The sequence below is a fragment of the Oscillospiraceae bacterium genome (genome assembly GCA_015068525.1).
In the GTDB taxonomy this organism is placed as follows: domain Bacteria; phylum Bacillota; class Clostridia; order UMGS1840; family HGM11507; genus SIG450.
The window spans coordinates 20,367-45,886 of sequence record SVKJ01000009.1 but is presented as its reverse complement, the minus strand read 5'-3'; the positions used below and the strand labels follow the sequence as shown (position 1 = coordinate 45,886).

At 33.1% G+C, this 25,520-nt stretch carries 23 protein-coding genes; 9 read left to right on the top strand and 14 right to left on the bottom strand.

Features of this window, described 5'->3' with window-relative positions; genetic code table 11:
* Nucleotides 1-28: 28 nt before the first annotated feature.
* Genes dnaK through hrcA form a run of 3 tightly spaced genes read right to left on the bottom strand, consistent with a single transcriptional unit; the run spans nt 29 to nt 3,484 of the window.
* Nucleotides 29-1,864 carry a molecular chaperone DnaK gene (dnaK, locus tag E7419_04615; GenBank protein MBE7014474.1) on the bottom strand — a complete coding sequence of 612 codons (1,836 nt, stop codon included), beginning with the start codon at nt 1,862-1,864 and terminating at the stop codon, nt 29-31.
* A 37-nt stretch (nt 1,865-1,901) separates the two neighbouring features.
* Nucleotides 1,902-2,447 carry a nucleotide exchange factor GrpE gene (grpE, locus tag E7419_04610; protein ID MBE7014473.1) on the bottom strand — a complete coding sequence of 182 codons (546 nt, stop codon included), beginning with the start codon at nt 2,445-2,447 and terminating at the stop codon, nt 1,902-1,904.
* Complete coding sequence (hrcA, locus tag E7419_04605; protein ID MBE7014472.1) at nt 2,444-3,484, bottom strand: heat-inducible transcription repressor HrcA; 1,041 nt, start codon at nt 3,482-3,484, stop codon at nt 2,444-2,446. Before hrcA ends, grpE begins: the two co-directional genes overlap by 4 nt.
* Before the next feature lie 89 nt (nt 3,485-3,573).
* Between hrcA and E7419_04600 the strand changes: the two genes are divergently transcribed.
* A complete protein-coding gene (locus tag E7419_04600) occupies nt 3,574-4,113 on the top strand; it encodes a copper amine oxidase N-terminal domain-containing protein (GenBank protein ID MBE7014471.1) in 540 nt (179 codons plus the stop codon).
* Nucleotides 4,114-4,253: 140 nt separating this feature from the next.
* Here the strand turns inward: E7419_04600 and E7419_04595 are convergent, their stop codons facing one another.
* Both E7419_04595 and E7419_04590 read right to left on the bottom strand, forming a co-directional pair.
* On the bottom strand, nt 4,254-4,640 hold the full coding sequence (locus tag E7419_04595; GenBank protein ID MBE7014470.1) for a hypothetical protein: 387 nt from the start codon (nt 4,638-4,640) through the stop codon (nt 4,254-4,256).
* A gap of 2 nt (nt 4,641-4,642) precedes the next feature.
* Nucleotides 4,643-4,876 (bottom strand): helix-turn-helix transcriptional regulator, encoded by a 234-nt coding sequence (locus E7419_04590; GenBank protein ID MBE7014469.1) that lies wholly within the window; start codon nt 4,874-4,876, stop codon nt 4,643-4,645.
* A gap of 113 nt (nt 4,877-4,989) precedes the next feature.
* Between E7419_04590 and E7419_04585 the strand changes: the two genes are divergently transcribed.
* Together E7419_04585 and E7419_04580 are read left to right on the top strand one after the other, a co-directional pair.
* A complete protein-coding gene (locus tag E7419_04585; protein MBE7014468.1) occupies nt 4,990-5,490 on the top strand; it encodes a hypothetical protein in 501 nt (166 codons plus the stop codon).
* 20 nt (nt 5,491-5,510) lie between these two features.
* A complete protein-coding gene (locus E7419_04580) occupies nt 5,511-6,278 on the top strand; it encodes a hypothetical protein (GenBank protein ID MBE7014467.1) in 768 nt (255 codons plus the stop codon).
* A gap of 178 nt (nt 6,279-6,456) precedes the next feature.
* Here the strand turns inward: E7419_04580 and E7419_04575 are convergent, their stop codons facing one another.
* On the bottom strand, nt 6,457-9,048 hold the full coding sequence (locus tag E7419_04575) for a GTP-binding protein (protein ID MBE7014466.1): 2,592 nt from the start codon (nt 9,046-9,048) through the stop codon (nt 6,457-6,459).
* A 93-nt stretch (nt 9,049-9,141) separates the two neighbouring features.
* Between E7419_04575 and E7419_04570 the strand changes: the two genes are divergently transcribed.
* Complete coding sequence (locus E7419_04570; protein ID MBE7014465.1) at nt 9,142-10,449, top strand: FAD-dependent oxidoreductase; 1,308 nt, start codon at nt 9,142-9,144, stop codon at nt 10,447-10,449.
* A 58-nt stretch (nt 10,450-10,507) separates the two neighbouring features.
* On the opposite strand, the gene E7419_04565 is transcribed toward E7419_04570, so the two are convergent.
* The 5 genes from E7419_04565 to E7419_04545 form a co-directional block, all read right to left on the bottom strand.
* Nucleotides 10,508-11,254, bottom strand: a complete 747-nt coding sequence (locus E7419_04565; protein MBE7014464.1) for a polysaccharide deacetylase — start codon at nt 11,252-11,254, stop codon at nt 10,508-10,510.
* Nucleotides 11,255-11,565: 311 nt separating this feature from the next.
* Nucleotides 11,566-13,833 carry a hydratase gene (locus tag E7419_04560; GenBank protein ID MBE7014463.1) on the bottom strand — a complete coding sequence of 756 codons (2,268 nt, stop codon included), beginning with the start codon at nt 13,831-13,833 and terminating at the stop codon, nt 11,566-11,568.
* A gap of 88 nt (nt 13,834-13,921) precedes the next feature.
* A complete protein-coding gene (locus tag E7419_04555) occupies nt 13,922-15,304 on the bottom strand; it encodes a glycine--tRNA ligase (GenBank protein MBE7014462.1) in 1,383 nt (460 codons plus the stop codon).
* Between the two features lie 20 nt (nt 15,305-15,324).
* On the bottom strand, nt 15,325-15,843 hold the full coding sequence (locus E7419_04550; protein ID MBE7014461.1) for a hypothetical protein: 519 nt from the start codon (nt 15,841-15,843) through the stop codon (nt 15,325-15,327).
* Between the two features lie 14 nt (nt 15,844-15,857).
* Nucleotides 15,858-16,589 carry a 16S rRNA (uracil(1498)-N(3))-methyltransferase gene (locus E7419_04545; protein ID MBE7014460.1) on the bottom strand — a complete coding sequence of 244 codons (732 nt, stop codon included), beginning with the start codon at nt 16,587-16,589 and terminating at the stop codon, nt 15,858-15,860.
* 183 nt (nt 16,590-16,772) lie between these two features.
* On the opposite strand from E7419_04545, the gene E7419_04540 reads away from it, so the two are divergent.
* Both E7419_04540 and E7419_04535 read left to right on the top strand, forming a co-directional pair.
* Nucleotides 16,773-17,606 (top strand): Mrp/NBP35 family ATP-binding protein, encoded by an 834-nt coding sequence (locus E7419_04540; GenBank protein ID MBE7014459.1) that lies wholly within the window; start codon nt 16,773-16,775, stop codon nt 17,604-17,606.
* Complete coding sequence (locus E7419_04535; GenBank protein MBE7014458.1) at nt 17,591-18,034, top strand: C_GCAxxG_C_C family protein; 444 nt, start codon at nt 17,591-17,593, stop codon at nt 18,032-18,034. Before E7419_04540 ends, E7419_04535 begins: the two co-directional genes overlap by 16 nt.
* Before the next feature lie 46 nt (nt 18,035-18,080).
* Here E7419_04535 and E7419_04530 read toward each other — a convergent pair whose 3' ends face one another.
* From E7419_04530 to E7419_04520, 3 genes are all read right to left on the bottom strand, one after another.
* Nucleotides 18,081-18,947, bottom strand: coding sequence for a DegV family protein (locus E7419_04530; GenBank protein ID MBE7014457.1), 867 nt, complete (start codon nt 18,945-18,947; stop codon nt 18,081-18,083).
* A gap of 460 nt (nt 18,948-19,407) precedes the next feature.
* On the bottom strand, nt 19,408-19,680 hold the full coding sequence (locus E7419_04525) for an HU family DNA-binding protein (GenBank protein ID MBE7014456.1): 273 nt from the start codon (nt 19,678-19,680) through the stop codon (nt 19,408-19,410).
* A gap of 207 nt (nt 19,681-19,887) precedes the next feature.
* On the bottom strand, nt 19,888-21,492 hold the full coding sequence (locus E7419_04520; GenBank protein MBE7014455.1) for a polysaccharide biosynthesis protein: 1,605 nt from the start codon (nt 21,490-21,492) through the stop codon (nt 19,888-19,890).
* 160 nt (nt 21,493-21,652) lie between these two features.
* Between E7419_04520 and E7419_04515 the strand changes: the two genes are divergently transcribed.
* The 3 genes from E7419_04515 to E7419_04505 all read left to right on the top strand — a co-directional run bounded on the left by E7419_04515 (nt 21,653) and on the right by E7419_04505 (nt 25,514).
* Nucleotides 21,653-22,690, top strand: coding sequence for a rod shape-determining protein (locus E7419_04515; GenBank protein MBE7014454.1), 1,038 nt, complete (start codon nt 21,653-21,655; stop codon nt 22,688-22,690).
* 242 nt (nt 22,691-22,932) lie between these two features.
* Nucleotides 22,933-24,804: a tRNA uridine-5-carboxymethylaminomethyl(34) synthesis enzyme MnmG gene (gene mnmG, locus E7419_04510; protein MBE7014453.1), complete on the top strand. Its 1,872-nt coding sequence runs from the start codon at nt 22,933-22,935 to the stop codon at nt 24,802-24,804.
* A gap of 2 nt (nt 24,805-24,806) precedes the next feature.
* Nucleotides 24,807-25,514 (top strand): response regulator transcription factor, encoded by a 708-nt coding sequence (locus E7419_04505; GenBank protein MBE7014452.1) that lies wholly within the window; start codon nt 24,807-24,809, stop codon nt 25,512-25,514.
* The last annotated feature ends 6 nt before the right edge of the window (nt 25,515-25,520 follow it).

The window sequence follows — 25,520 nt, the reverse complement described above, 5'->3', positions numbered from 1 at the left end:
GCCCTGTTAAACAGCATTAAGTTATATTTTATTTATTTTCTTCATCGTCAACTACTTTGTAGTCTGCTTCATAAGCACCATTGTTATCATTTGCACCCGCATTCTGATTAGCATTTGGGTCCATATTAGGTGCAGCCTGCTGATAAAGTTTCTGAGCAAACTCATAAATTTTCTGATTTAATTCTTCTGTGCCTTTTTTGATAAGTTCAACATCTGTTCCCTTTAATGCTTCTTTTAGTGCATCAATTTTTTCAGTAATTGCTTTCTTATCATCTTCAGTTAATTTATCGCCTGCTTCATTTATTGTTTTTTCAGTCTGATGAATTAAAGAATCTGCATTGTTTCTTGCATCAATTTCTTCTTTTTTAATTTTATCTTCATTAGCAAATGCTTCTGCTTCTTTAACTGCTTTGTCGATTTCTTCTTCTGTAAGATTTGTGCTTGATGTAATTGTGATTTTCTGTTCGTTACCTGTTCCTAAATCTTTTGCAGATACGTTAACAATACCGTTAGCGTCTATATCAAATGTAACTTCAATCTGAGGAACTCCTCTTGGTGCAGGAGGAATATCAGTAAGTTGAAATCTTCCAAGAGTTTTGTTGCCTGCTGCCATTTCTCTTTCACCTTGTAAGATATGAATGTCAACACTTGTCTGAGAATCTGCCGCAGTTGAGAACACCTGGCTTTTCTTTGTAGGAATAGTTGAGTTTCTTTCAATCAGTCTTGTGCAAACTCCGCCTAATGTTTCGATACCAAGTGATAATGGAGTAACGTCAAGTAAAAGAAGGTCTTTAACGTCACCTGCAAGTACACCACCCTGAATTGCAGCACCGATAGCAACACATTCATCAGGGTTAATACCTTTGAATGGTTCTTTGCCTATAAACTTTTTAACTGCTTCCTGAACTGCAGGAATTCTTGTGGAACCACCAACAAGAAGAACTTTATCAATTTCTGATGCATTAAGACCTGCATCGGAAAGTGCCTGTCTTGTAGGAACCATAGTTTTTTCAACAAGGTCACTTGTAAGTTCGTCAAATTTTGCTCTTGTTAAAGTAATATCAAGATGTTTAGGACCTGTAGCATCTGCTGTGATAAAAGGCAGATTAATATTAGCAGTTGTAACGCCTGATAAGTCAATTTTTGCTTTTTCAGCTGCTTCTTTTAATCTTTGAAGAGCCATTTTATCCTGTCTTAAATCAATGCCATTGTCTTTTTTGAATTCTTCTGCTAAATAATCTATAATTTTCTGGTCAAAGTCGTCGCCGCCAAGTTTATTGTTACCACTTGTAGCAAGAACTTCAAATACACCGTCTCCGATTTCTAAGATAGATACGTCAAAAGTACCGCCCCCTAAATCGTAAACCATAATTTTTTGTTCGTTATCTTTATCAAGACCGTAAGCAAGTGCAGCAGCAGTTGGTTCGTTGATAATTCTTAAAACTTCTAAGCCTGCAATTTTACCTGCATCTTTTGTAGCCTGTCTTTGAGAATCGCTGAAATACGCAGGAACTGTTATAACTGCCTGTGTTACTTTTTCGCCAAGATAATTTTCTGCATCAGATTTTAATTTTTGTAAAATCATAGCAGAAATTTCCTGAGGTGAATAGTCTTTGCCATCGATTGAAACTTTTTTATCAGAACCCATATCTCTTTTTATTGAGATAATAGTTTTTTCAGGATTAGTAATAGCCTGCCTTTTAGCAACAGGGCCTACCAATCTTTCGTTATCTTTTGCAAAAGCAACAACTGAAGCTGTTGTTCTTCCGCCTTCTGCGTTAGGAATAACGGTTGCTTCTCCACCTTCCATAACTGCTACACATGAATTTGTTGTACCTAAGTCAATACCAATAATTTTAGCCATTTTTATTTCCTCCTAATTAATTAACATATCAAATTATTTAATTTGCAACTTTTACCATGCTGTATCTTATAACTTTTTCATTCATTTTATAACCTACCTGAAACACTTCAACAATTTCTTTTTCCCCGTAATTTTCATCATCAATATGCATAACTGCGTTATGTAAATTCGGGTCAAATGTTTTTCCAAGCGCTTCTATTTCCGATACATTCATATCAGAAAAAACTTTTTCAAACTGTTTCAAAGTAAGATCAAGTCCTGTTTTTAACGCTTCATCTGTAGTTTCATGATTAAGTGCGAGTTTTAAAGTGTCATACACAGGAAGTATTTTTGATACCACTTCGCATAAAGTAAAGTCATAAAGTTCTGCCTTTTCTTTTTGCGTTCTTTTCTTAAAATTATCAAATTCGGCAAGAACACGAAGATATTTATCTTTAAAATCATCTTCTGCTTCCTTTACTTCTGCTGTTTCCTCTGAAGTTTCATTAACTGTTTCTTCAGTTTCTTCATTATTTTCCTTTTGTTCTGTTTCTTCTTTATTAATCTCTTCCTGATTAACTTCTTCTTTCTTCAAATTTTTCATTCCTTTCCGCTTTTATCGTCCAACGCTTCATTAAGCGAATTTGTTATATAATCAAGCGATGAAATCGCTTTTGTATAATCCATTCTTGTAGGTCCGATTATTCCGATTGCCCCGAATACCGAATCACTTATTTTATATGTTGACAAAACCATGCTCAAACCTTTTGTATCAGATGAAGCACTTTCATCTCCAATGACAACCTTTAAAACATCATCTTTTAAGTTTGATACCAAAATATCTTTCATTTTCGCTTTGTCGTGAACAAGTTCCAGAAAGTCCTTCGCTTTTTTTACATCCTTAAATTCAGGAAGAGAAAGCATATTGGTTTCACCGCTTAAATAAATTTCATTTTCGTTTATTTCACTGATTGTTGAATATACAAATTCCAATATTTCAACAACTGCTCCATGATCTCCCCTTAATTTCAAGGTAAGTTCTTCAAAACTTGTTCTTATAATTTCTTCAATGGTATGCCCTGAGATATATTCATTAAGTTCATCTTTAAGGCTTAATATAAATTCAAGATCAACCTCCATTTTAAGATGGATATGTTTGCTTTTTACAACGTTTGTGTCAGTAACAAGTATAAGCATTATATTGCTTTTATCAAGCATTAAAAAATCAATATTTTTAATTGTCCCCTTAGTATAGTCAGGCGTTAAGGCAACCGCAGTAAGATTTGTATGATTTGAACAGATGTTTAGCACCTGCTTTATATAAAAATCAAGGTCCCTTACTTTCTGTTGCATCTGCGCTTTAAGGCTCCCTATTTCCTGCATGGAAACAATATATTTTTCAATAAGAGTATCAACATAAGTTCTGTACCCTAAATCTGAGGGTACTCTTCCTGAAGATGTATGAGTTTTAACAAGATAACCCAAATCCTCTAAATCGGCAAGTTCGTTCCTTATGGTTGCGCTTGATAAAGATATATCATGATTTTTTGCAATATGCCTCGAACCGATAGGCTCTGCATAGTTTATATAATCTTCTATTACTGCCTTTAATATTTTCTTTTTTCTTTCATTTAAACTCATAAGAGTTCCACCCCCTCTTGATTTTAAATGCCTTCCCCTTTTATTAGCACTCACTCGACCTGAGTGCTAACAATCTATAAGATACCACTATTGTACGTGTTTGTCAAGAGTATTATACCAAATATTCACAATTTGTTAAAAAACTTGCAATTTTCTTAATAAAATATTATAATTATAGTATTAAAAAACTAAGGAGAATAACTTTGAAAAGATTTATATGCATACTTTTTGTGGTTTTAACATTGTTTTCTTTTGATATTTTTTCTGAAGAACCAGTAAGGGTAAGAGTTGATAATGATTTTATTTATTCAGATGTTCCCCCTTTACTTATAGACGGAAGAACTTATCTGCCACTTAGGGCAATCCTTAATGCAATCGGTGTCGATAATAAAGACATTATATGGTGGGAACTTTCCGAATCGGTTGAAATAAGGCATCAGGATATTCATATTTTTATGCCTGTTAATTCTTTTGAAGTAATTGTTAATGACAGTATTTATTATACCGATTCACCTGCTTTTATAAAAGAGTCAAGGACTTTTGTTCCCGTAAGATTTCTTTCGGAAACTTTAAACTGCAAAGTTGACTGGGACGGTATAAACTTTATTGTTGATATATATACAAATTAAAAAAGACGGTTTTTAAAAGCAGTAAAAGGTCGTAGCAAATTGCTACGACCTTTCGTCATTATAAAAACAATCCATTGCCCATCTTAAAGGATTCGTGTCTATATATTCCCATATTTTCTTATAATCTCTTTTACCTCGTACTATGTGACCGTGAAATGAGCGTTGCCAAAGAATATCTCCATATTTTTTGTTGTAAAAGATTTCATGTTGCCGATAATATTTTGTAGGGGAGGGTTTCCATGCCCTCCCGAATTATTTATAATCACAATTAAGTGAATATGATTAGGCATAATAACATATTTATCAATTATTGCACCCTCGTAATTTTCGTCAATATATTGTATTGATTTTTCTATCTCTTTTCCTATTGGTGTTAATGTATTTTTCGGGAGGGTGCAGAGACCCTCCCCTACAATATCTGATAAAATGCATTTCCTATTATGTGTACATATTGTCACAAAATATGCTCCGTTCCCGGAATAATCATAATTCTTTAATCTTGTGGGTTTTCGCTTTGGTAAATCCATTATTAATCCTCAAAATATAGCAATTTATATGGCGGTATTTCGAGCGCCTTTGCAATCTTAAATAATGTGTCCAAAGAAATAGCTTTATAGATATTAGGTGCTTCAATCTGTCCTATAAAAGATACGCCACAATCTAATTTTTCAGCAAGTTGCTCTTGAGTTAACGATTTTAATTTTCTATAATATGATATTTTCAGCCCTATTTTTATATAATTATTCTTAAATTCTATGTTCATTTTTTATCACCTATTATAATTTTAATATATTGACAAAAGAATATAAATATGATAAACTTAGAATAATTATTACCGTACGAATAATAATAAATACAAATAAGGAGGAATTTAAATTGAACGAAATCAATGAAACAAAAAATTACAAAGGGGAGAACAAAATTATTTATGCTGTTAATATTTTGCTCTCAGTATTTACAATAATATTACCTTTTTTAAAATGGATTAAAATTCCTGTTGTAGCAGGATTGTATTCTCTTTTTGGAATGAAGGAAAGCACTTCTTACTATTCATTATTTGGATACATTTTTGCAGGCAGTAATTATCAAAGCGATACAATTTTCTATGTTACAATGCTACTTGCTTTGATTTCTATTTTAGGTATTATTTTTCTTGTTATCTATATTGTTAAAACAATAAATAACAGTAAAAAAAGATATAGGTATGGCTTTATTGGAACATTAATTCTAAATATTGTTTCAGTTTTATTTATACTGGTTGTGGGATTAACATCTGCAATATTAAAAGTAATAGAATTAACTTATGTTCCTTATATTACGCTATTTGTTACAATTGTAAATATGGTTTTGATAAAGAAAATTAAAAAAAACATATAAAGCGGAGGAAGAAAAATAAAATGAAAAAAAGATTACAAGGATTGATTGCAGGAATACTTATTGGTGCAATGTTTACAAGCGGAATGGTGTTTGCAAAGCAAATCAGTGAAACAGCTGAATTGTTCTACAACAATATTAAGATTTACATTGATGGTGGAGAAATCGTGCCAAAAGATGCTAATGGCAATGTAGTTGAACCATTTACAATGAATGGAACAACATATTTACCTGTTCGTGCTATTTCAAATGCATTTGGTAAGGATGTTGAATGGGACGGCTCAACACAGAGCGTTTACATTGGGAAGAAAGACCAGACAAAACCAGATAATTATTTGGATAGAATACAGTATAATGATTATAAAGAAAAGGATAGCGGTTCAGATTTTACAATTATTAACGGAAGCATAACCGATTTTAATAATAATACATATACAAACGGGATATTATTTTGGTCGGCTGATTGGAGACCAATCGATGATGAAGTTGATGAAGCGCAGATTTTAATACGATATCCACTAAATAGTCAATATAAAAAATTGAATGGCAAAATTGTTCTTCCAAAATCTTATGATATAACTACATGGGGAAAACAAAATGCACACACAGAAGCAACGGATGTTTGGATTTATGGCGATAACAAGCTTTTATATAAAGCAACAAATGTTACTTCTTCTATGCCGTTCTCCTTGGATGTTGATGTAAAAGGTGTAAACCAATTGACAATAAAAGTTAAGCCACAAGGTGATGGTGCTCATGTAGCTTTTACAGATTTAGCACTATATAAATAATGTCCGGCACTGTAACAAGCAGGGAAGATGTATCGCATCTTCCAATAATTTAGGATAATCCTAAAACCTTATAAAGCGGGCGATTCGTGAATCGCCCCTACGACAAAAGGCTGAACGATTGATTTCGTTCAGCCTTTTAAAAACCGTTCGTAAGACATTTAACCTAAAACCGTCTTTTTTATTTTTTATCACTTAATAATTTCTCCCATACTGTTTTAAATGCATCGGAATTTTTAACATCAAGATTATACTCATCTATCATTTTTCTTACCGTTTCTTCCACAATTTTTAAATCATCCAAAAAAGTTCTTGCACTCATTCTTAATGCTCCGCTTCCGAAGATTATCATTTGTTCTAAATTATCCGATGTGGCAACTGTTACTTTATAATTTTTTATAAGTTCTTTAGTAACCTTTTCAATATAAGAGTCGGCAGTCTGAGCCTCTTTTGTATAAACTATATTTATTCCGTTTATCTTTTCTTTTTCTCCTGGATTTCCTTTTACCTTATAAGCATCAAATACAACTATAATTTCAATATTCTTAAATATTTTATAGGTAACAAGGCGATCTATTAACATATTTCTTGCGCTTTCCAAGTTTACTTTTGCCATACTCTTCAGGTCGTCCCACGCAAAAATTATATTATATCCGTCAACAAGAAGATACTCCCTGTCATATTTTTTTATATTTATCTTTGTATTTTTTACCTCCGTTATTTCCCTTTTCGTATGCATTGCCAAGTATGGCTCTTTAACTTTTACTTTCCCGTAAGTGTTTTCAAAAATTTTTAAAAGTTCCTCGTCTGTTGCAAAGAATTTTTCCTTCTTCCTTATTGGCTCTTCTTTTACTTTTGGTTTTAATATACTATCTAAATGCATATATTCCTTAACATCTTTCCAGTTAACATTAAAACCTGCTCCGTGAGAGCAAAAAACCGAATCGGCTGTATTTGAAATGTCAGAATCGGGATTGTATCCTATCTCTTCGATAACCTCGTCCTGATTTTTACATGGCTTATAGTTTGAAAATTTCAAGTTAAGTTTCCCAAGACCTCTTGTAAAACTTATAAGTTCCTTCTTATAATCAGTAATATCCTTTGCAGGACATTCTCCCGAAATTATGGTTAAGCTTCCTTTTGTATAAGGCATATTAACAGTTGCACCAAGTCTGTCAAGGTCAGTCATAACTCTGCCTGTGTTTTCGCTTGGCACTTCTACTGTAAATTCACAATAAGGCTCTAAAACAACACTGTCAGCACATCTTAATCCATGCCTTACAGCACGATAAGTTGCTTCACGGAAATCACCGCCCTCAGTGTGTTTCAAGTGTGCTTTTCCCGCCTTAAGAGTTATCTTAATATCTGTTACAGGCGATCCTGTAAGGACTCCTAAATGAGTTTTACCCATCATATGAGAAAATATAAGACGTTGCCAGTTTTTAGAAAGTTCGTCTTCCGACACATCACACTCAAACTGCATTCCCGCTCCTGCCTCAAGAGGTTCAAGCAACAAATGCACCTCAGCATAATGACGAAGAGGTTCAAAATGCCCAACACCCTCAACTGTATTTGTAATAGTTTCTTTATATATAACATTTCCCTTTTCAAACTCTGCTTCTATACCAAAACGGTTTAATAAAATTTCCTTTAAAACCTCAAGCTGAATTTCGCCCATTACGGATAAAGTTAATTCCTTAAGCCTTTCGTTCCAGTTTAAATTAAGTTTCGTTTCTTCTTCGTTAAGTTTTGAAAGATTTGAAATAACTTTTGAAATATCCTCTCCTTTAGGAAGAATTACTCTATAGTTAAATACAGGCTCTGCAGTAAGATTAAGATTATTCCCTTCAAATCCTAACCCCTGACCTGCATAAGTACTCTTAAGCCCTGTAACTGCGCATACCATACCTGTTTCGGCTGTGTCAACGCTTTCGTATTTTTCCCCTGAATATATTCTTATTTCATTTATTTTTTCGCCGTTTACAGTTTCTTTTACTTTTAAAGTTCCGCCTGTTATCTTAATAAAAGTAAGCCTGTTACCTTTAGCATCTTCATTTATTTTAAATATTTTTCCTCCGAATTCTTCTTTTTTAGGATTTTCTAAAGTAAATTTACAAAACAAACTAAGAAATTCTTCAACTCCCTCCATTTTAAGAGCAGAGCCAAAATAACAAGGAAAGATTTTTCTTGATTTTATCGCCTTTTTTATGCTTTCTGAATCAATTTTTCCGTTATTTAAGTATTCACTCATAATTTCTTCATCGCACAGGGCAATATTTTCATAAAATTCCTCATTTTGAGAAACAGAAAAATCAATAAAATTACAATTGAATTCTTCTTTTAACTGACTGAGAGTATTAGTATATGAAAACCCTTCAAGATCAGATTTATTAACAAAAATGAACACAGGAATATTCTTTTTTAGCATTAGTTCCCATAAAGTTTTGGTGTGGCTCTGAACTCCGTCAGTTCCGTTTATAACTAAAATGGCATAATCAAACACACTTATTGTTCTTTCGGTTTCGGCAAAAAAATCGACGTGACCGGGTGTGTCAAGTAAAGTTATATAAGTATCCAAAAAGTTAAGGACAGCCTGTTTTGAAAAGATGGTTATTCCCCTTTTTTTCTCCAAAAAATCTGTATCTAAAAAACTGTCTCCTTTGTCAACTCTGCCGATTTTTCTTAAATTCCCTGCAGTATATAAAAAACCTTCAGACAAAGTTGTTTTACCCGCATCAACATGAGCAAGAATTCCCGCTGTTATTCTTTTCATTATAAAATTACCTTTCATTTTTTTAATATTATACTATAAAGTTTTATAATTGTATATATTTTTTAGAATAATAGTATTAGAAAGGATGATTATATGAATAAATCAATTTGGCAGGATAACATAAAAATGCCTGAATTTAAGGAAAGAGATGTTAAAAATTCTACTGATGTTCTTATAATAGGAGGCGGAATTTTCGGAATTCTCTGCGCTTACTTTTTAAAAGAAAAAGGTATTGACTATATGCTTCTTGAAAAAGATGAAATTGCATCAAAAACAACTAAAGGCACAACAGGAAAAATAACTTTACAACACGGTCTTATATATTCTGACCTTATTAAAACAAAAGGCATAGAATACGCTAAAAAATACTTTACTATATACGACATTGCCGTAAAAAAGTTTGAAGAATTATCGCATCTTTATTCTTTTGATTATGAAAATAAAAAAGCATACACGTATACTCTTAGCAATTTAAAAAAGATTGAGGAAGAATTAAAAGCATACGAAAAACTTGGCATAGATGGTAAGTTTGAAAAAGAAACTGAACTTCCCTTTATGATAAAAGGTGCATTGTCAGTTAATAATCAGGGACAAATTCACCCTTTGAAATTTATAAAAGAAATAGCCAAAGATTTAAATATATTTGAAAATGTATGGGTTAAAAGAATTGAAAAAGGGTATGTGGAAACATCGGATAAAAAAATAATAAGAGCGAATAAAATCATAGTTGCTACTCATTTTCCGATTATAAATAAAGAAGGTTTTTATTTTGTGAAGTTATATCAGAACCGTTCCAGTTTTGTTGCTGTAAAAAATGCTCAAAAGTTAGATAATATGTATATTGATGAAAAAGATACAGGTTTATCTTTAAGAAGTTATAATGACTATCTTATCATAGGCGGAGATGCTCACAGGACAGGTACTAAGAGTGATAATAAAAATAACGCAAAAAGTTTTGTAAATCAATATTATAAAAATTCGCCTATATGTTTTAGTTGGGCAGCACAGGATACAATGAGTCTTGACAAAGTCCCCTATATAGGAAAATATTCAAAAGACAACAACTTTATTTTTACTGCAACAGGTTTTAACAAATGGGGACTTACGGGAGCAATGGTTGCCGCAATGTGCCTTACTGACTTGATTTGCGATAAACAAAATGATTATCTTGATATTTTTTCTCCCCAGAGAAGTATATTAAAACCTCAGCTTTTTGTTAATTTATTTGATACTGCTGTTAATTATATTAATCCTTTCCCCAAAAGGTGTCCGCACTTAGGTTGTGCGTTAAAGTGGAATAAATACGAACATAGCTGGGATTGTTCCTGTCACGGCTCAAGATTTGACGAAAATGGAAATATACTTGACAACCCTGCAAATAATAACCTTAAAAAGTTTTAAAATTAATTTTACCAACAAACAACAATCACCATAAAAGGGACAGTCCCTTTTATGGTGATTAGAATTTTAAATTATCGAGGTTTGAGAAAACATAACCTTCTTCATTTAAAGTATCAATAATAGATGGTAATGCCTCTAAATTATCTTTGGAAACTGCATGGAGAAGAATAATGGCTCCGTTATGAATATGGTTGCAAACCTCTTCTTTCGAATAAGTTGCACCTTTTATAACATCTTTTTCCCAATCTTTAAAGGCAAGGCTCCAGAAAACTGTTTTATAACCCATATCCTTAACTCTGTTTAATGATTTCTCAGAAAATTCTCCGTTTGGATATCTGAAATACTTTGTTTGTATCTTAAAATTTGAAAGCATAAATTCGTCTATTTTCCTAAGTTCTTCACTAAATTCGGCATCTGACAAAACTGATGGCATAGACTTATGATTCCATGTGTGATTGCCTACAATATGCCCTTCATCTATCATTCTTTTTACAAGTTCGGTGTTTCTTTTTAAGTAATCGCCCGTGCAAAAAAATGCAGCAGGCACATTTTTTTCTTTTAATACATCTAAAATTCCTGCAGTATAACCATTTTCATAGCCTTCATCAAAAGTAAGATATATATTTTTAAGATCTGTATTACCTATATAAACCGAATTTGTACCTTCGAGTAATTTTTGATATGAGCCTATTGACGGAGTTTTACCTTTATCAGTTTTTTTAAACCCAAAGCCATAACAAGTATCCGAATATTTTGAATATTCGGATACACATGGCATATAATCTTCAACTAAAAACTCACCCATTGTTATACTTCCTGTCGGAGTATCAGTCATAATACCGGTGTCATTATTATTGTTGTTAGTATCTGTGTTACTGTTTGTTCCATCATCCATAACATCCGGCATTAAATCTTCTGCTTCTTCTTTAACCTGTGTACAGGCAACTAAAGACACAGCAAGAACTATAATTAAAGTTAAAGATAATATTTTTTTCATAAAAATCACTCCCTCGATAGTAGTATTGACGAAGTTAAATTTTTTTAACACATTTTTTTATTTACAAAAAAAGTAAAAATTAATTATAAAAGGAGATGCTGTCGCATCTCCTTTTATCTTTAGCCTCTATAATAGTTAATTAAACATCCTGATAAAATAATATCTCTTTCATCATCGGTTAAATCTTTTAAAATAAACGTATCTTCCTTGATTTCGCTATCGTTTATTATATAAACTTTGATTTCATCCTGCTTTTCTTTAACTGCTTTTGCGATATCAGGAACAAATATATAGTCGCCTTTTTTAACATTTAATTGTTTTGATATAAATGGAAGCATACCCCAGTTTATAAGATTGCTTCTGTATCTTTTTGTTGCATACTCTAAAGCAATATTTGCCCAACCGCCAAGAACTTTCTGGCAAGATGCTGCCTGTTCTCTTGCTGAACCATCACCCGGTTTATTTGCATAAACAACGCTTCCTATACCAGTGTTTAAAATGTCAATATCTTTTATAGTTTTGATTTTTTCATAAACATTTTTTATTTCGTCATCAAAATCGGAAGGATTTTTTCCTTCTAATCTTAATTTTTCCAATTTGCCAACTTCTTTTGCGCATCCAACATACTGTGGATCTTTTCTTGACAGGGCAAATTCAGCAAGTTTTAAAGGATTAGACCTGTAAGAAGATGTTTCGCCTGACGGAATGAGTTCATCAGTTGTTGTGACAGGATCGGTAATTACTGATACAACTTTTAAAATCAGGTCATTTGTCAGATTTGACATTTTTGGCCAGTCAGCAATATTCGGTCCGTATTTTAGTTCGCAGGTTTTATCTGCTTTTCCGTTTCCGAAATAAACTCTGCTTTCATAAACCGATTTATCAAAATAATATTTTGGTTTTGTAAAGTTAACATCTATATCAGTTGCAGGGGTTAAGAAACCTCCGTTTATAGCAGTTGCAGCAATTGATCTTGCATCCATAAGAGCAACTGAAGAAATCTGACCTCCTGATGGTTTTGAGCCTTCACGGTTAGGGAAGTTTCTTGTAGAATGCCTGATACTAAGAGCATTATTGGCAGGAACATCACCCGCACCGAAACATGGTCCGCAAAATGCAGTTCTTATTGAAACACCTGCACGAAGAAGTTTAGTAGCAGAGCCGTTTTTAATAAGTTCTAAATAAACAGGCTGACTTGACGGATAAGCACTTAACATAAATTCATCATTACCAATGTTACCCATATCTAAGATATCTGCAGCATCTGTTAAGTTATCAAAAGTACCACCTGCACATCCTGCAATAACACCCTGGTCAACTTTTAATTTTCCGTTTACAATTTTTTCTTTTAAAGAGAAATTAATATCAGGGTTATCAAGTTGTTTTGCACCTTTAATTTCTACATCTCTTATTATATCTGAAAGGTTTTTGTTAAGTTCTTCAATGGTATAAACATTGCTTGGATGAAAAGGCATTGCAATTGATGGTTTGATTTTTGATAAATCAACTACAACAGCACCGTCATAGTAAGCAATATTTTCAGGATTAAGTTCCTTAAATTCGCCAATTCTTCCGTGACAATCGTAATAATCCTTAACCTTAAGGTCGGTTTTCCATATAGATGAAAGACAGGTTGTTTCCGTTGTCATAACATCTATTCCGTTTCTGAATTCTACACTAAGATTTTCGATACCTGGACCAACAAATTCCATTATTTTATTTTTAACAAAACCATTGTCAAAAACTTCTTTTATGATACTAAGAGCAACATCCTGAGGGCCTACGCCTTTTTCAACATTACCTTTTAAGTAAACCATAATTACTCCAGGATAGGAAATATCATAAGTTCTGTTAAGAAGTTGTTTAACAAGTTCAGGACCGCCTTCGCCTATTGCCATTGTACCTAATGCTCCGTACCTTGTATGACTATCCGAGCCTAAAATCATCGCTCCGCACTCAGCCATCATTTCTCTCATATACTGATGGATAACTGCCTGATGAGAAGGAACATATATTCCGCCGTATTTCTTTGCGGCAGATAAACCAAACAAGTGGTCATCTTCATTTATAGTGCCACCTACTGCACAAAGTGAGTTGTGGCAGTTCGTTAAAACATAAGGTATGGGAAACTCTAAAAGACCTGACGCTTTGGCAGTCTGGATAATACCAACATAGGTAATATCATGAGATGCCATTTTATCAAACTTTATTTTAAGGTTTTCCATATCCCCTGATGTGTTATGCTTATCTAATATTTTATAAGCCATAGTACCTTTTTTATAAAGGTCTTTATCAGGTTTTAAATTTAATTTTTGAGAAAATTCTTCGCTTTTTAGTATATCTTTTCCGTCTATAAGATACACTCCGTCTTTTATTAAATCTATCATTTCTTATACCTCCCCGTATATGAATGTATTATATGTTATTTTAAAAAGAGTGTTTGAAAAGCAACAGCTTTTTAAACACTCTTTTATGCTAAAATTCTAATTTCTTTTCAATATACTTTTCCAAATCTTCTATTTTAATTCTTTCCTGTTGCATTGTATCCCTGTCTCTTACTGTAACAGCATTATCATTAAGAGAATCAAAGTCAAAAGTAATACATAAAGGTGTACCGATTTCGTCCTGACGTCTGTAACGTTTTCCGATACTTCCTGATTCGTCATATTCGCAGTTAAACTTTTTGGAAAGTTTATTATATACTTCTAAAGCACCGTCAGAAAGTTTCTTGGATAAAGGAAGAATTGCACACTTAACAGGTGAAAGATAAGGATGAAGTCTTAAAACACATCTTACATCATTCTTCTCTTCATCTACAACTTCTTCATCATAGGCTTCAACCAAAAGTGCCAAAGCAACCCTGTCTGCCCCTAAAGATGGTTCAATACAGTACGGAATATATTTTTCGCCTGTTTCAGGGTCAGTATATTCTAAGTTTTCCCCTGAATGTTCAATATGCTGTTTTAAGTCAAAGTCAGTTCTGTCAGCAACTCCCCAAAGTTCTCCCCAGCCAAATGGGAACAAATATTCTATATCAGTTGTAGCATTTGAATAGTGAGAAAGTTCTTCTTTTTCGTGTTGTCTTAATTTAATGTTTTCTTCTTTTATATTCAAACTTAAAAGGAAATTTTTACAATATTCCTGCCAGTAATCAAACCACTCTAAATCTTCGCCCGGTTTGCAGAAGAATTCAAGTTCCATTTGTTCGAACTCTCTTGTTCTGAATGTAAAGTTACCGGGTGTGATTTCGTTTCTGAAAGACTTGCCTATCTGACCTATACCGAAAGGCAATTTCTTTCTTGCAGTTCTTTGAACATTTTTAAAGTTTACAAATATACCCTGAGCAGTTTCAGGTCTTAAATACAATTCTGCCTTACTGTCTTCTGTAACACCCTGAAAAGTTTTAAACATAAGATTGAATTTTCTTATATCTGTAAAATTGGTTGAGCCACAGTCAGGGCATTTAATGCCTTTTTCCTTAATGAATTCAAGCATTTGTTCATTAGACCATCCGTTAGGGCTTACGCCTTCTGCTTCTTCAATTAAGTGGTCGGCTCTGTGCCTTGTTTTACAGTCTTTACAATCCATCAAAGGATCGGAAAAACCGCCTACGTGACCTGATGCAACCCATGTTTTCGGATTCATTAATATAGCAGCATCAAGACCTACATTATAAGGACTTTCCTGAATAAACTTTTTCCACCATGCTTTTTTTACATTATTTTTAAATTCTACTCCCAAAGGACCGTAATCCCAAGTATTTGCAAGTCCTCCATATATTTCAGAACCGGAATAAACAAAGCCTCTGCCTTTACATAACGCTACTATTTTTTCCATTGTTTTTTCTGAATTATTCATCTTAAAAAACCCTTTCCAAATTACTTATTTTTTTTAATTTTATTTGATTTTATATTATAGTAAATAAATACGATAGTCACATATATGATAAGACCGATGATGATTGCTAAAATTGCAGTTGAACCCATAATTTTAGAAAGTTTCATTGCAATTACTCCGCCTTTATTTGAAAGCCCTATCATAGAAAATAAACCGGTTACTATATCAACAGGATAGATAAAGAAAGAACATACGCTTATTGCAAGAGAAACAAATGACCAGTTCTTAAGCCCTCTTGATACTTCATTCTTCTTTAACACCAAAGAAACTATAAGCATTGCTATAAAACTTATTAAAGCAAATACTGAAACGAATGTAACAAATCCCTGAAGTTTAGGAATATAGGAGCCAACTCCTTTAAAAGCAGTGTATAAAAACAAAAGCACTATTCCCGATATTAAAGAAACGGTAAATATCACAAGTGTTTTATTAGAAATATGCTCTAACTGATTTTTAATTTCTGCTTTTTTCTGAATATCTTTTTTTGTATTCTTTCCCATTGTCAAATTCCTTTCTATAGTTCCAATTCATATAATATATTAAATATCGCCGCCATACCGGCAGTTTCGGTTCTTAAAATTCTTCTGCCAAGTGTAACAGGTGTTATCCCGTTTAAAACAAGTTTCTGAACTTCTTCTTTTGAAAAACCGCCCTCAGGACCTATTATCATTGCTATTTTTTTGCCTTTAAAGTCTTTTATAACAGATTTTAATGTTTTATCCTTTGCTTCTTCATAAGGGAAAACAACAAGGTCAAATTTATCTTTTCTATCTATAAATTCATCAAACTCTATAAGTTCGTTTATATTCGGCACAGTTCCTCTGCCTGATTGTTTAGAAGCAGACAAAGAAATTTTTTCAAACCTCTCTTTTTTCTTTGAAAAATCTTTTGGCGAAAGATGGGATATACATCTTGCCATATTAACAGGGGTTATATCATAAACTCCCGCTTCAACACACTTTTCTACAATAAGAGAGAACTTGTCCCCTTTAGGAACACCCTGAAACAAAGAAATTTTAATTTCAGGATCACCTAAACTTCCGTATTTATCAAGAATTTTAAGATTTACTTTATCTTCTTTGACATCTGAAATAACGCACAGGTAATCAAAACCTGCTCCGTCACACACGATAATCTCATCACCTTTTTTATGCCTTAGCACTTTTATAAGGTGATGCATATTTTCGCCCGTTAAAACTATTCCTTCTTCCTTTATATCAAAAGCATTTGCAAAAAATCTGGGCATAACAAAGGATTTCCTTTCACATTAAAATGTTTATAAGCATAAACATACGATTATTATACCAAAATCAATTGTATTTTTCAAGTATTATCTTTACAAATTTCTTAATAATCTTCTAAAAAAGTTGATTTAATTTATAAAATGTACTATAATAGAATAAATTACATATATAAGGAGAAATGAAAAATGAGCGAATGTACACATGATTGCAGCAGTTGTTCAGAAAAATGCTCTCAGGCTAAACCTGAAAGTCTGATTGAAAAACCCCACGAACTTTCTGACATAAAGAAAGTAATCGGTATCGTAAGCGGTAAAGGCGGAGTAGGTAAATCCATGGTTACCTCTTTAATGGCTATACTAATGAACAGAAAAGGATATAACAGTGCCATTTTAGACGCAGATATTACCGGCCCTTCGATTCCCAAAGCGTTTGGTTTAAAAGAAAAGGCTATGGGAAATCAGTTTGGACTTTATCCTGTTAAATCTAAAACAGGGATTGATATAATGTCTCTCAATCTGCTACTCGAAAATGAAACGGACCCTGTAGTATGGAGAGGTCCTGTTATAGCAGGTACCGTTAAACAATTCTGGACAGACGTTATCTGGTCAGATGTTGACTTTATGTTTATCGATATGCCTCCTGGAACAGGCGATGTTCCTCTTACCGTTTTCCAGACTATTCCTGTTGACGGAATAATTATTGTTACCTCTCCTCAGGACCTGGTTTCAATGATTGTAAAAAAAGCGCTTAATATGGCTAAACTTATGAATATTCCTGTTATCGGTATAGTTGAAAATTACAGTTATCTTGAATGTCCTGACTGCAAAAAACAAATTAAAGTTTTCGGAGAAAGCAATATTGACAAAATTGCTGAAGAATTCGGTGTTCCTGTTCTTGCAAAAATGCCTATTGACCCAATTCTTGCTGAAAATGTTGACAGCGGTCTTATTGAACTCTATAGCAAAAAACATCTTGACAACTGTGCGAATACAGTGGAGAAACTATTATGCAAAGAGTAGAAAAAAGCGAAAAATTGTTTAAAGAAGGATATAATTGTTCTCAGGCAGTTGTTGGCGCTTTTTCTGATTTACTGCCCTTTGATTTTGATACTCTTACCCTTATGTCATCAGGATTTGGCGGAGGAATGGGAAGGCTAAGAGAAGTATGCGGTGCAGTAAGCGGAATGGTGCTAGTATCAAGTATATTAAAGGGTTATAATAATCCGAAGGACGACCAGGCAAAAAAGGAACTTTATTCTTTTATTCAAAATATTGTAAAAGAATTTGAAGAGGAAAATTCTTCAATTGTTTGCAGGGAATTACTTGGACTTTCGGTAAAAAGAGAAGAACCGATTCCCGAAAAAAGAACTGATGAGTATTACAAGAAAAGACCATGCGTAGAAATGGTAAAATCAGCAGTAAGAATTTTATGTAAACATTTTGATTAATTTTAAAAATGCGGTATCTGATTTTTCAGACACCGCATTTTAAATTTTACTTTCCGTAGTATAAAACACCGATTGTTTCAGGACCTGTATTGGTAGTAATACAGCAACCGAGTTTCCATCTTATAATAGATTTAGGATTTAAAACTTTTTTAATTTCCTCTTCTATTTTTAATAATATTTCTTCCGAATTGCTTCCATGTACTAAAATTATTTCTTCATTTTCTATGTCGAATGCATCTTCTTTTACTGCTTCCAACACTTTGGATAAAGCGGCTTTTTCGCCTCTCGTTTTAGAGTACACTTCCACCTTCCTGTCATAAATTTTCATAACAGGTTTCAAGCCCAGTGCTTCCCCGACAATCGCAGACAAAATCGATATTCTGCCACTCATTTTGGCAAATTTCAAAGTTGTCATATACGCGTATGCTCTCATTTTTGAAATACGATTTTCCAAAAATGAGCATACCTCAGAAAAACTCTTTCCTTCTTTTATAAGTTTTGCTCCGTCAAGAATCGGTTTGCCATAAAGTGCTGTATATAGTTTGGAATCAATAAATTTAAACTCAACCTCATCAGGATATTTTTCCAAAAACATATCCTTTGCCAGATTAGCGCTGTTGAAAGTACCACTTGCTGTTCCGTTTATAAGCACAACAATAAATTTATTATATCCTAATTTATACTGTTCTATATAACAATCTAAGAATTCCTGAGGACTAACTTGTGCAGTGGAAGGAATAGTTTCACATTCAGATAAAATGCTCCAGTATTCTTCTTTTGATAAATCATACTGCTCTTTGTATTGTTTCCCGTCAACTACAATAGTAAAAGGCAACATACATATATCATTTTCATTCGCTGTTATTATATCTATATCTGATGCAGTATCCGTTATGATTTTAATTTTATCCATAATCTCGCGTCACCTCTTTATATATAATAACAATTTTATAAAGAAAAATCAAGAGATATTAAATAATATTCATTTTTAATTCATAAAATGCTGAGTTAGTGCAGTAATACTTGAACCCAATATGCCTTAAACCTGTTAAATTCCAATCTTTTTAATTTGTCGTCTTTGTAAGGCGACAGCCTGACTGCAGACTCCGCATCAAAAATCTTGAAAATTTTCCAAGGTTTAAGGTCTGCGAGTTTTAAAATGAGAAATTTTGGGTAAGATAAAGAAATTTCAAGAATTATACTTTCGTATGTTCGCAGGGATTTCTGCCATATTACGCGAAATTTCCATTTTAAAACCATATTGTGTTCGAGTATTACTGCACTAATGCAGTAATACTTGAACCCAATATGCAAAAAAAATCCGAACAACTTGTCCGGATTTTTTTTATACTTTTAAGATAATTAAATTCTAATTATTTAACAGCATCTTTTAAAGCTTTACCAGCTTTGAATACTGGAACTTTGGTAGCAGGTATAGTAATTTCCTTTTTAGTCTGAGGATTTCTACCTTTTCTTGCTGCTCTTTTTCTAACTTCGTAAGAACCAAAGCCAACTAACTGAACTTTATCTCCTTTTTTAAGAGCTTTTGTAATTGCATCGATAGTAGCGTCTAATGCAGCTGTAGCATCTTTCTTAGAGATTTTTGCTTCTTCAACGATAGCGTTGATTAATTCAGTTTTGTTCATAATGAGTATACCCCTTTCATAATATAAATTTATATTTTTAATTAAGTGTTTCTTAGTTATGTACACTTAGTTAAATTCTTTAAAAAAGCATCGCTTCTTTTATTATTTTGGGCAAAAATGCCACATAACACAATGTTATTATCTTACATTTTATTCAATTTGTCAATACTTTCTTTGTTAAAAGATTGAATTTTTTTCTTTTTTTACTTAAATCAGCTTATATTTTTCCAAAATTTTACAAATATCATTCCCTTTAGGAAGAAGAAGTATATCATCTTTAGATAAAGATTTTATTAAAAGCATTACAAAAAGATAACATATACCTGCAGTTAAGATAGAAGCAAATACACCTATGGTGTTACCCAAAAATCCTTCGTAAACATTATATGAATAAAAGGCAGAAACTGCTGTTACAATACCAAGTATAAGTGGTTTTACTACAAAACCTGATACACTTAATTTTACACCTGAATATTTTTTTATAGACATAATATTAAGTGTCATAACAGTAAAATAGCATAAAGTCGTACCAATCGGTGCACCGTTAATATTAAATTCAGGACGGGATACAAGCACTAAATTTACAACAACTTTTACTACTCCGCCTATAAACATATTTCTAACCGGTATCCATGCTTTCCCGTATGCCTGTAAAATTGCATTGGAAACCTGAACAACTGTTACAAACAAAGTAGCAATTCCCATCACATTAAGTAAAAATGAATAGTTGCCATCGTGATATAATAATGTCAGTATAGGTTTTGCAAGAGAACTTAGTCCTGCTGCACAAGGCATTGCAAAAAGAACCGTAAGTCTTAGTGCGGACTGAACATTTTTATGTGCACTCTTTTCGTCTTTTACTGCAATAGCAGATGCAATTGCAGGAACAATAGAAATTGCAATTGAAGCAATAACAGTTGGCGGAAGATTAAAAAGAGTGATTGCACGGTTAAGATATCCAAACATCGAGAGCCTTTGCATCTCTTCGTAGCCAAGACCATACAGTTGATTCATAACCATTGCAGTATCAATAAGTGACGTTAATGTAAAAACCGAAACGCCTAATGTAACAGGGATAGCAAGTTTTACAAGTTTTATAAGGATAGTTTTTGACGAACTGACAGTATCGTCAAATTCGCTTATCTTTATAACTTCCTTTTTATTTTTATGGTATATAACAAGGAATAAGAAACTGAAAAATGTCCCCAGTGTTATTCCTGAAATTGCACCTGCTGAACCTATATAGGCTTTGTTCCATAACTTCATTGCCAAATACGCAAAAGAAAGACCGAATATAAGTTTAAAGAGTGCTTCTATAATTTCAGAGATAGCAGTCGGGAGCATATTTTCCTTCCCCTGATAATAGCCTCTGAAACTGCTTGACATTGCAACAAAGAACAAACTTGGAGCCATAACCATCATAGTAAGATAACTTGACTCTGCTTTTATAAGTCTGGAAAAAGGCACAGCAAATACAAACATTATAAGAAATGCGGTTATTCCGACAAAGAATAAAAGAATTTTGGATATTTTAAAAATTTTCTCCGATTCTTTTAATTTTCCAAGCGCCCTGGCTTCTGCAACCATTTTGGATATAGCAACAGGAAGCCCTGCAGTTGAAATAACAAAAAGCCAGTTATATATAGTATAGGAAGAAGAATATATACCCATACCTTCAGTTTTTAAAATAAGACCATCCAAAGGTATTTTGTAAACTGCACCTATAATTTTAACAAGGATATGTGACAGAGCAATAATAAATGCACCTATTAAAAAATTAGTGCCTTTCTTTTTAGATTCCGGCAATTTAATACCTCCCTAATTTAAAAATGTATGTTATATGTATATTTTATAATAACTTGAAATATAAGTCAACCTGCAAAGTTAAAGTAACCAAATTTAATTGACAAACTTTTTTTAGTGTAGTATAATAAAAATGATTTTTTTAAGATAAAATTAAGGAGTTTTTTATATGTTTAATTTCAGGCAAAATATAGGGATAGACTTAGGAACTGCAACTGTAATTATTTATGTCAAAGGTCAGGGAATAGTTTTAAGAGAACCTTCCGTTGCTGCTATTGACAAGGTTACAGGAAAAGTCTATGCCGTAGGAAACGAAGCACAAAAAATGATAGGCAGAACTCCCGGTAATATTGTTGCTATCCGTCCTTTAAGAGATGGTGTTATTTCAGACTATGATACTACTGAGAAAATGCTTAAAAGTTTCTTATCAAAAGTTAACTTTTCAAAATTTTTCAAACCAAACATCGTTATATGTGTTCCCTCAGGCGTTACTGAGGTTGAAGAAAGAGCCGTTTTAGACGTTGCACTCCAGGCAGGTGCTAAAAGGGCTTATGTCATTGAAGAACCGATTGCCGCTGCAATAGGTGCAGGAATCGATATATCTGAACCTAACGGAAATATGATTGTTGATATTGGCGGAGGTACTACCGATATTGCAGTTATATCTTTGGGCGGGGTTGTTGTTTCAAGTTCTATCAAAATTGCAGGCGATACTTTTGATGACGCTATAATTAAATATATAAGAAAGAACTATAATATACTTATCGGCGAAAGAACTGCCGAACAGATTAAAACAAGTATCGGATGTGTATTTCCTCTTTCCGAAACTTTAAAAACCACAATTAAAGGAAGAAATCTTATTACAGGGCTTCCTAATACACTTGAACTGTCAAGTGATGAAATAATCGATGCTTTAAGTGAAGCGGCAAATTCTATTGCTGATGCTATTCACGATGTTTTAGAAAGAACTCCTCCTGAACTTGTAGGGGATATTGCTACCAATCACATAGTTTTAACAGGCGGCGGAGCACTTATGCAAGGTTTTGATAAACTTGTAGAAAAAAGAACGGGTATTCCTGCAAAAATTGCAGAAGATCCTACCACTTGCGTTGCTGTTGGTACAGGTGTGTCTTTAGAAAGTATGGATATTATTCAGGCTGCAGGAACAAGTGTTGCAGAAAGAAAAAATTACGAAAATATGAACTAACATAAAGGAAGGTGTTTAAAAAGTTAATTTTTTAAACACCTCCATTTAAAGGGATAGAAAAAAGTTTCAGAATGAACGAATTTAGCAAAAAGTATAAATTCCAAAGATTTTAAAAAATATCTTTACCTTCATTTTGCACTTTGCCTTTTGCATTTTGCATTTACGGGAGGGCACGGATGCCCTCCCCTACAATCGGTCTTAAGGTTTTTAACATCCCTATTTTATCACGGAGAAGATTTATAATGAGTTATATAAAAGACAGTTGCGATGTTGTAGTTATCGGTGGAGGCCATGCAGGTTGTGAAGCCGCTTTGGCATCAGCAAGACTTAACGTAAAAACATATCTTTTTTCAATAAGCCTTGATATGATTGCTAATATGCCCTGCAATCCTAATATCGGCGGAACTGCCAAAGGCCATCTTGTTAAAGAGATTGATGCTTTGGGCGGAGAAATGGGAAAATGTGCAGACAAGACTTTTATTCAGTCAAGAATGTTAAATAAAAGCAAAGGTCCTGCAGTTCATTCCCTTCGCGTTCAGTCAGACAGGCGAAAATATCAAAATGAAATGAAACGCACCCTTGAAATGCAGGAAAATTTATTTATAAAGCAAGGGGAAATAGTTAAAATCAATTTGGATTCTTTTGGCAAAATAGAATCCGTTGAAACTGAAACAGGAGCAATCATAAAAACCAAAGCAGTTATTATTGCAACAGGAACTTTTTTAAAAGGCAAGATTATAATAGGTGATTACGAAAAAGAAAGCGGACCTGACGGAATGTTCCCTGCCAATAAGTTATCTTCCTCTTTAAGAGATATGGGAATTGAACTTTTAAGATTTAAGACAGGTACTCCTGCCAGAGTTTTAAAAAGAAGTGTTGATTTTTCCAAAATGGAAGTACAAAAAGGCGACGAGGAAATTGTTCCGTTCTCATTTGAAAATGACTACATAGGCGAAAACAAAGAAAACTGCTATCTTACATATACCAACGAAAAAACCCATAAAATCATTTTATATAATCTTCATCGTTCCCCTTTATATAGCGGAAAAATAGAAGGAACAGGTCCAAGATACTGTCCTTCAATTGAAGATAAAATAGTAAGATTTAAAGAAAAAGAAAGGCATCAGGTTTTTATTGAGCCAATGGGACTTGATACTGAAGAAATGTATGTTCAGGGAATGTCCTCTTCTCTTCCTGAAGATGTTCAGGAACAAATGTACCGTTCAATTAAAGGACTTGAAAATGTTATTATTACAAGAAGTGCTTATGCGATAGAATACGACTGTGTCAATCCTCTTGAACTATACCCTACATTGGAATTTAAAAAAATTGAAGGGCTATACGGAGCAGGTCAATTCAACGGAACATCAGGGTATGAAGAAGCCGCAGCACAGGGGCTTATGGCAGGAATAAATGCGGCACTAAAAATTAAAGATAAGCCGCCATTTATATTAGAAAGGGACAAAGCATACATAGGCACACTTATTGATGACCTTGTTACAAAAGGCACTAATGAGCCTTACAGAATGATGACTGCAAGGAGCGAATACCGTCTTCTTTTAAGACAGGACAATGCTGATTTAAGGCTTACACCTTCAGGCTACAAGATAGGTCTTATATCCGAAGAACGTTATAAGAATTTCTTAGATAAAAAAGAACAGATTGAACGTGAAATTGAAAGAATAAATGGGATTTCACTTTCTCCTTCTAAAGAAGTAAACGAATTACTCACAAAATATAACAGTTCAAATATTACAACAGGGATTAAACTGTCGGAACTTTTAAGACGTCCTGAAATATCCTATGAAATACTTGAGCCTGTAGATAAAACCCGTCCACCACTAAAAAAAGCTGTGTGGCAGGAAGCGGAAATACAAATTAAATACGATGGATATATTAAAAAGCAGATTGCTCAGGCTGAGCAAGTAGCAAAACTTGATAAAAAACTTTTGCCTAATGATATAGATTATGATAAGATTTCAGGCTTAAGGCTTGAAGCAAGGCAGAAACTTAATCTTATTAAACCTCAGTCAATCGGTCAGGCTTCAAGAATTTCAGGAGTTTCCCCTGCCGATATTTCAGTTCTTTTAATTTATCTTGAAAGGAATAAATAATTATGAGTGAAAAGTATATTTTAATAGTTGAAGATGAAAAACCAATATCCGATATTCTGAAATTCAATTTAGAAAAAGAAGGCTATAAAACCAAACAGGCTTTTGACGGAGAAGAAGGTCTTAAACTTTCCAAAGAAGAAGATTTTGACCTTGTTCTTTTAGATGTTATGCTTCCTAAAATGGACGGCTTTCAGGTTTTAAGAGAATTAAGAACTTATAAAAAATCAATCCCTATTTTACTTGTTACAGCAAGAGAAGATGAGATTGATAAGGTGTTAGGTTTAGAACTTGGGGCTGATGATTATATCACAAAGCCATACAGTGTAAGAGAACTTATGGCAAGAGTAAAGGCTAATTTAAGAAGAAATATTTCTGAAGCATTCGCTTTAGCTGAAGATGAGTCAAACATTATAAAAATGGGACGTCTTGTTATCAATTCAGAAAGATATGAAGTTACAAAAGACGGAAATCCCATCGACCTTACAAGACGTGAATTTGAACTTTTAGAGTATCTTGCTAAAAAACCTGAAAAAATATTCTCCCGTGAAGCCTTACTCGAACAGGTATGGGGTTATGAATATTTAGGAGATGTAAGAACAGTCGATGTTACAGTAAGAAGATTAAGAGAAAAAATTGAAGATAATTCTTCCGAACCTGAATATGTGGTAACAAAAAGAGGACTTGGGTATTACTTTAAGTCTATAAAATAAACAGCC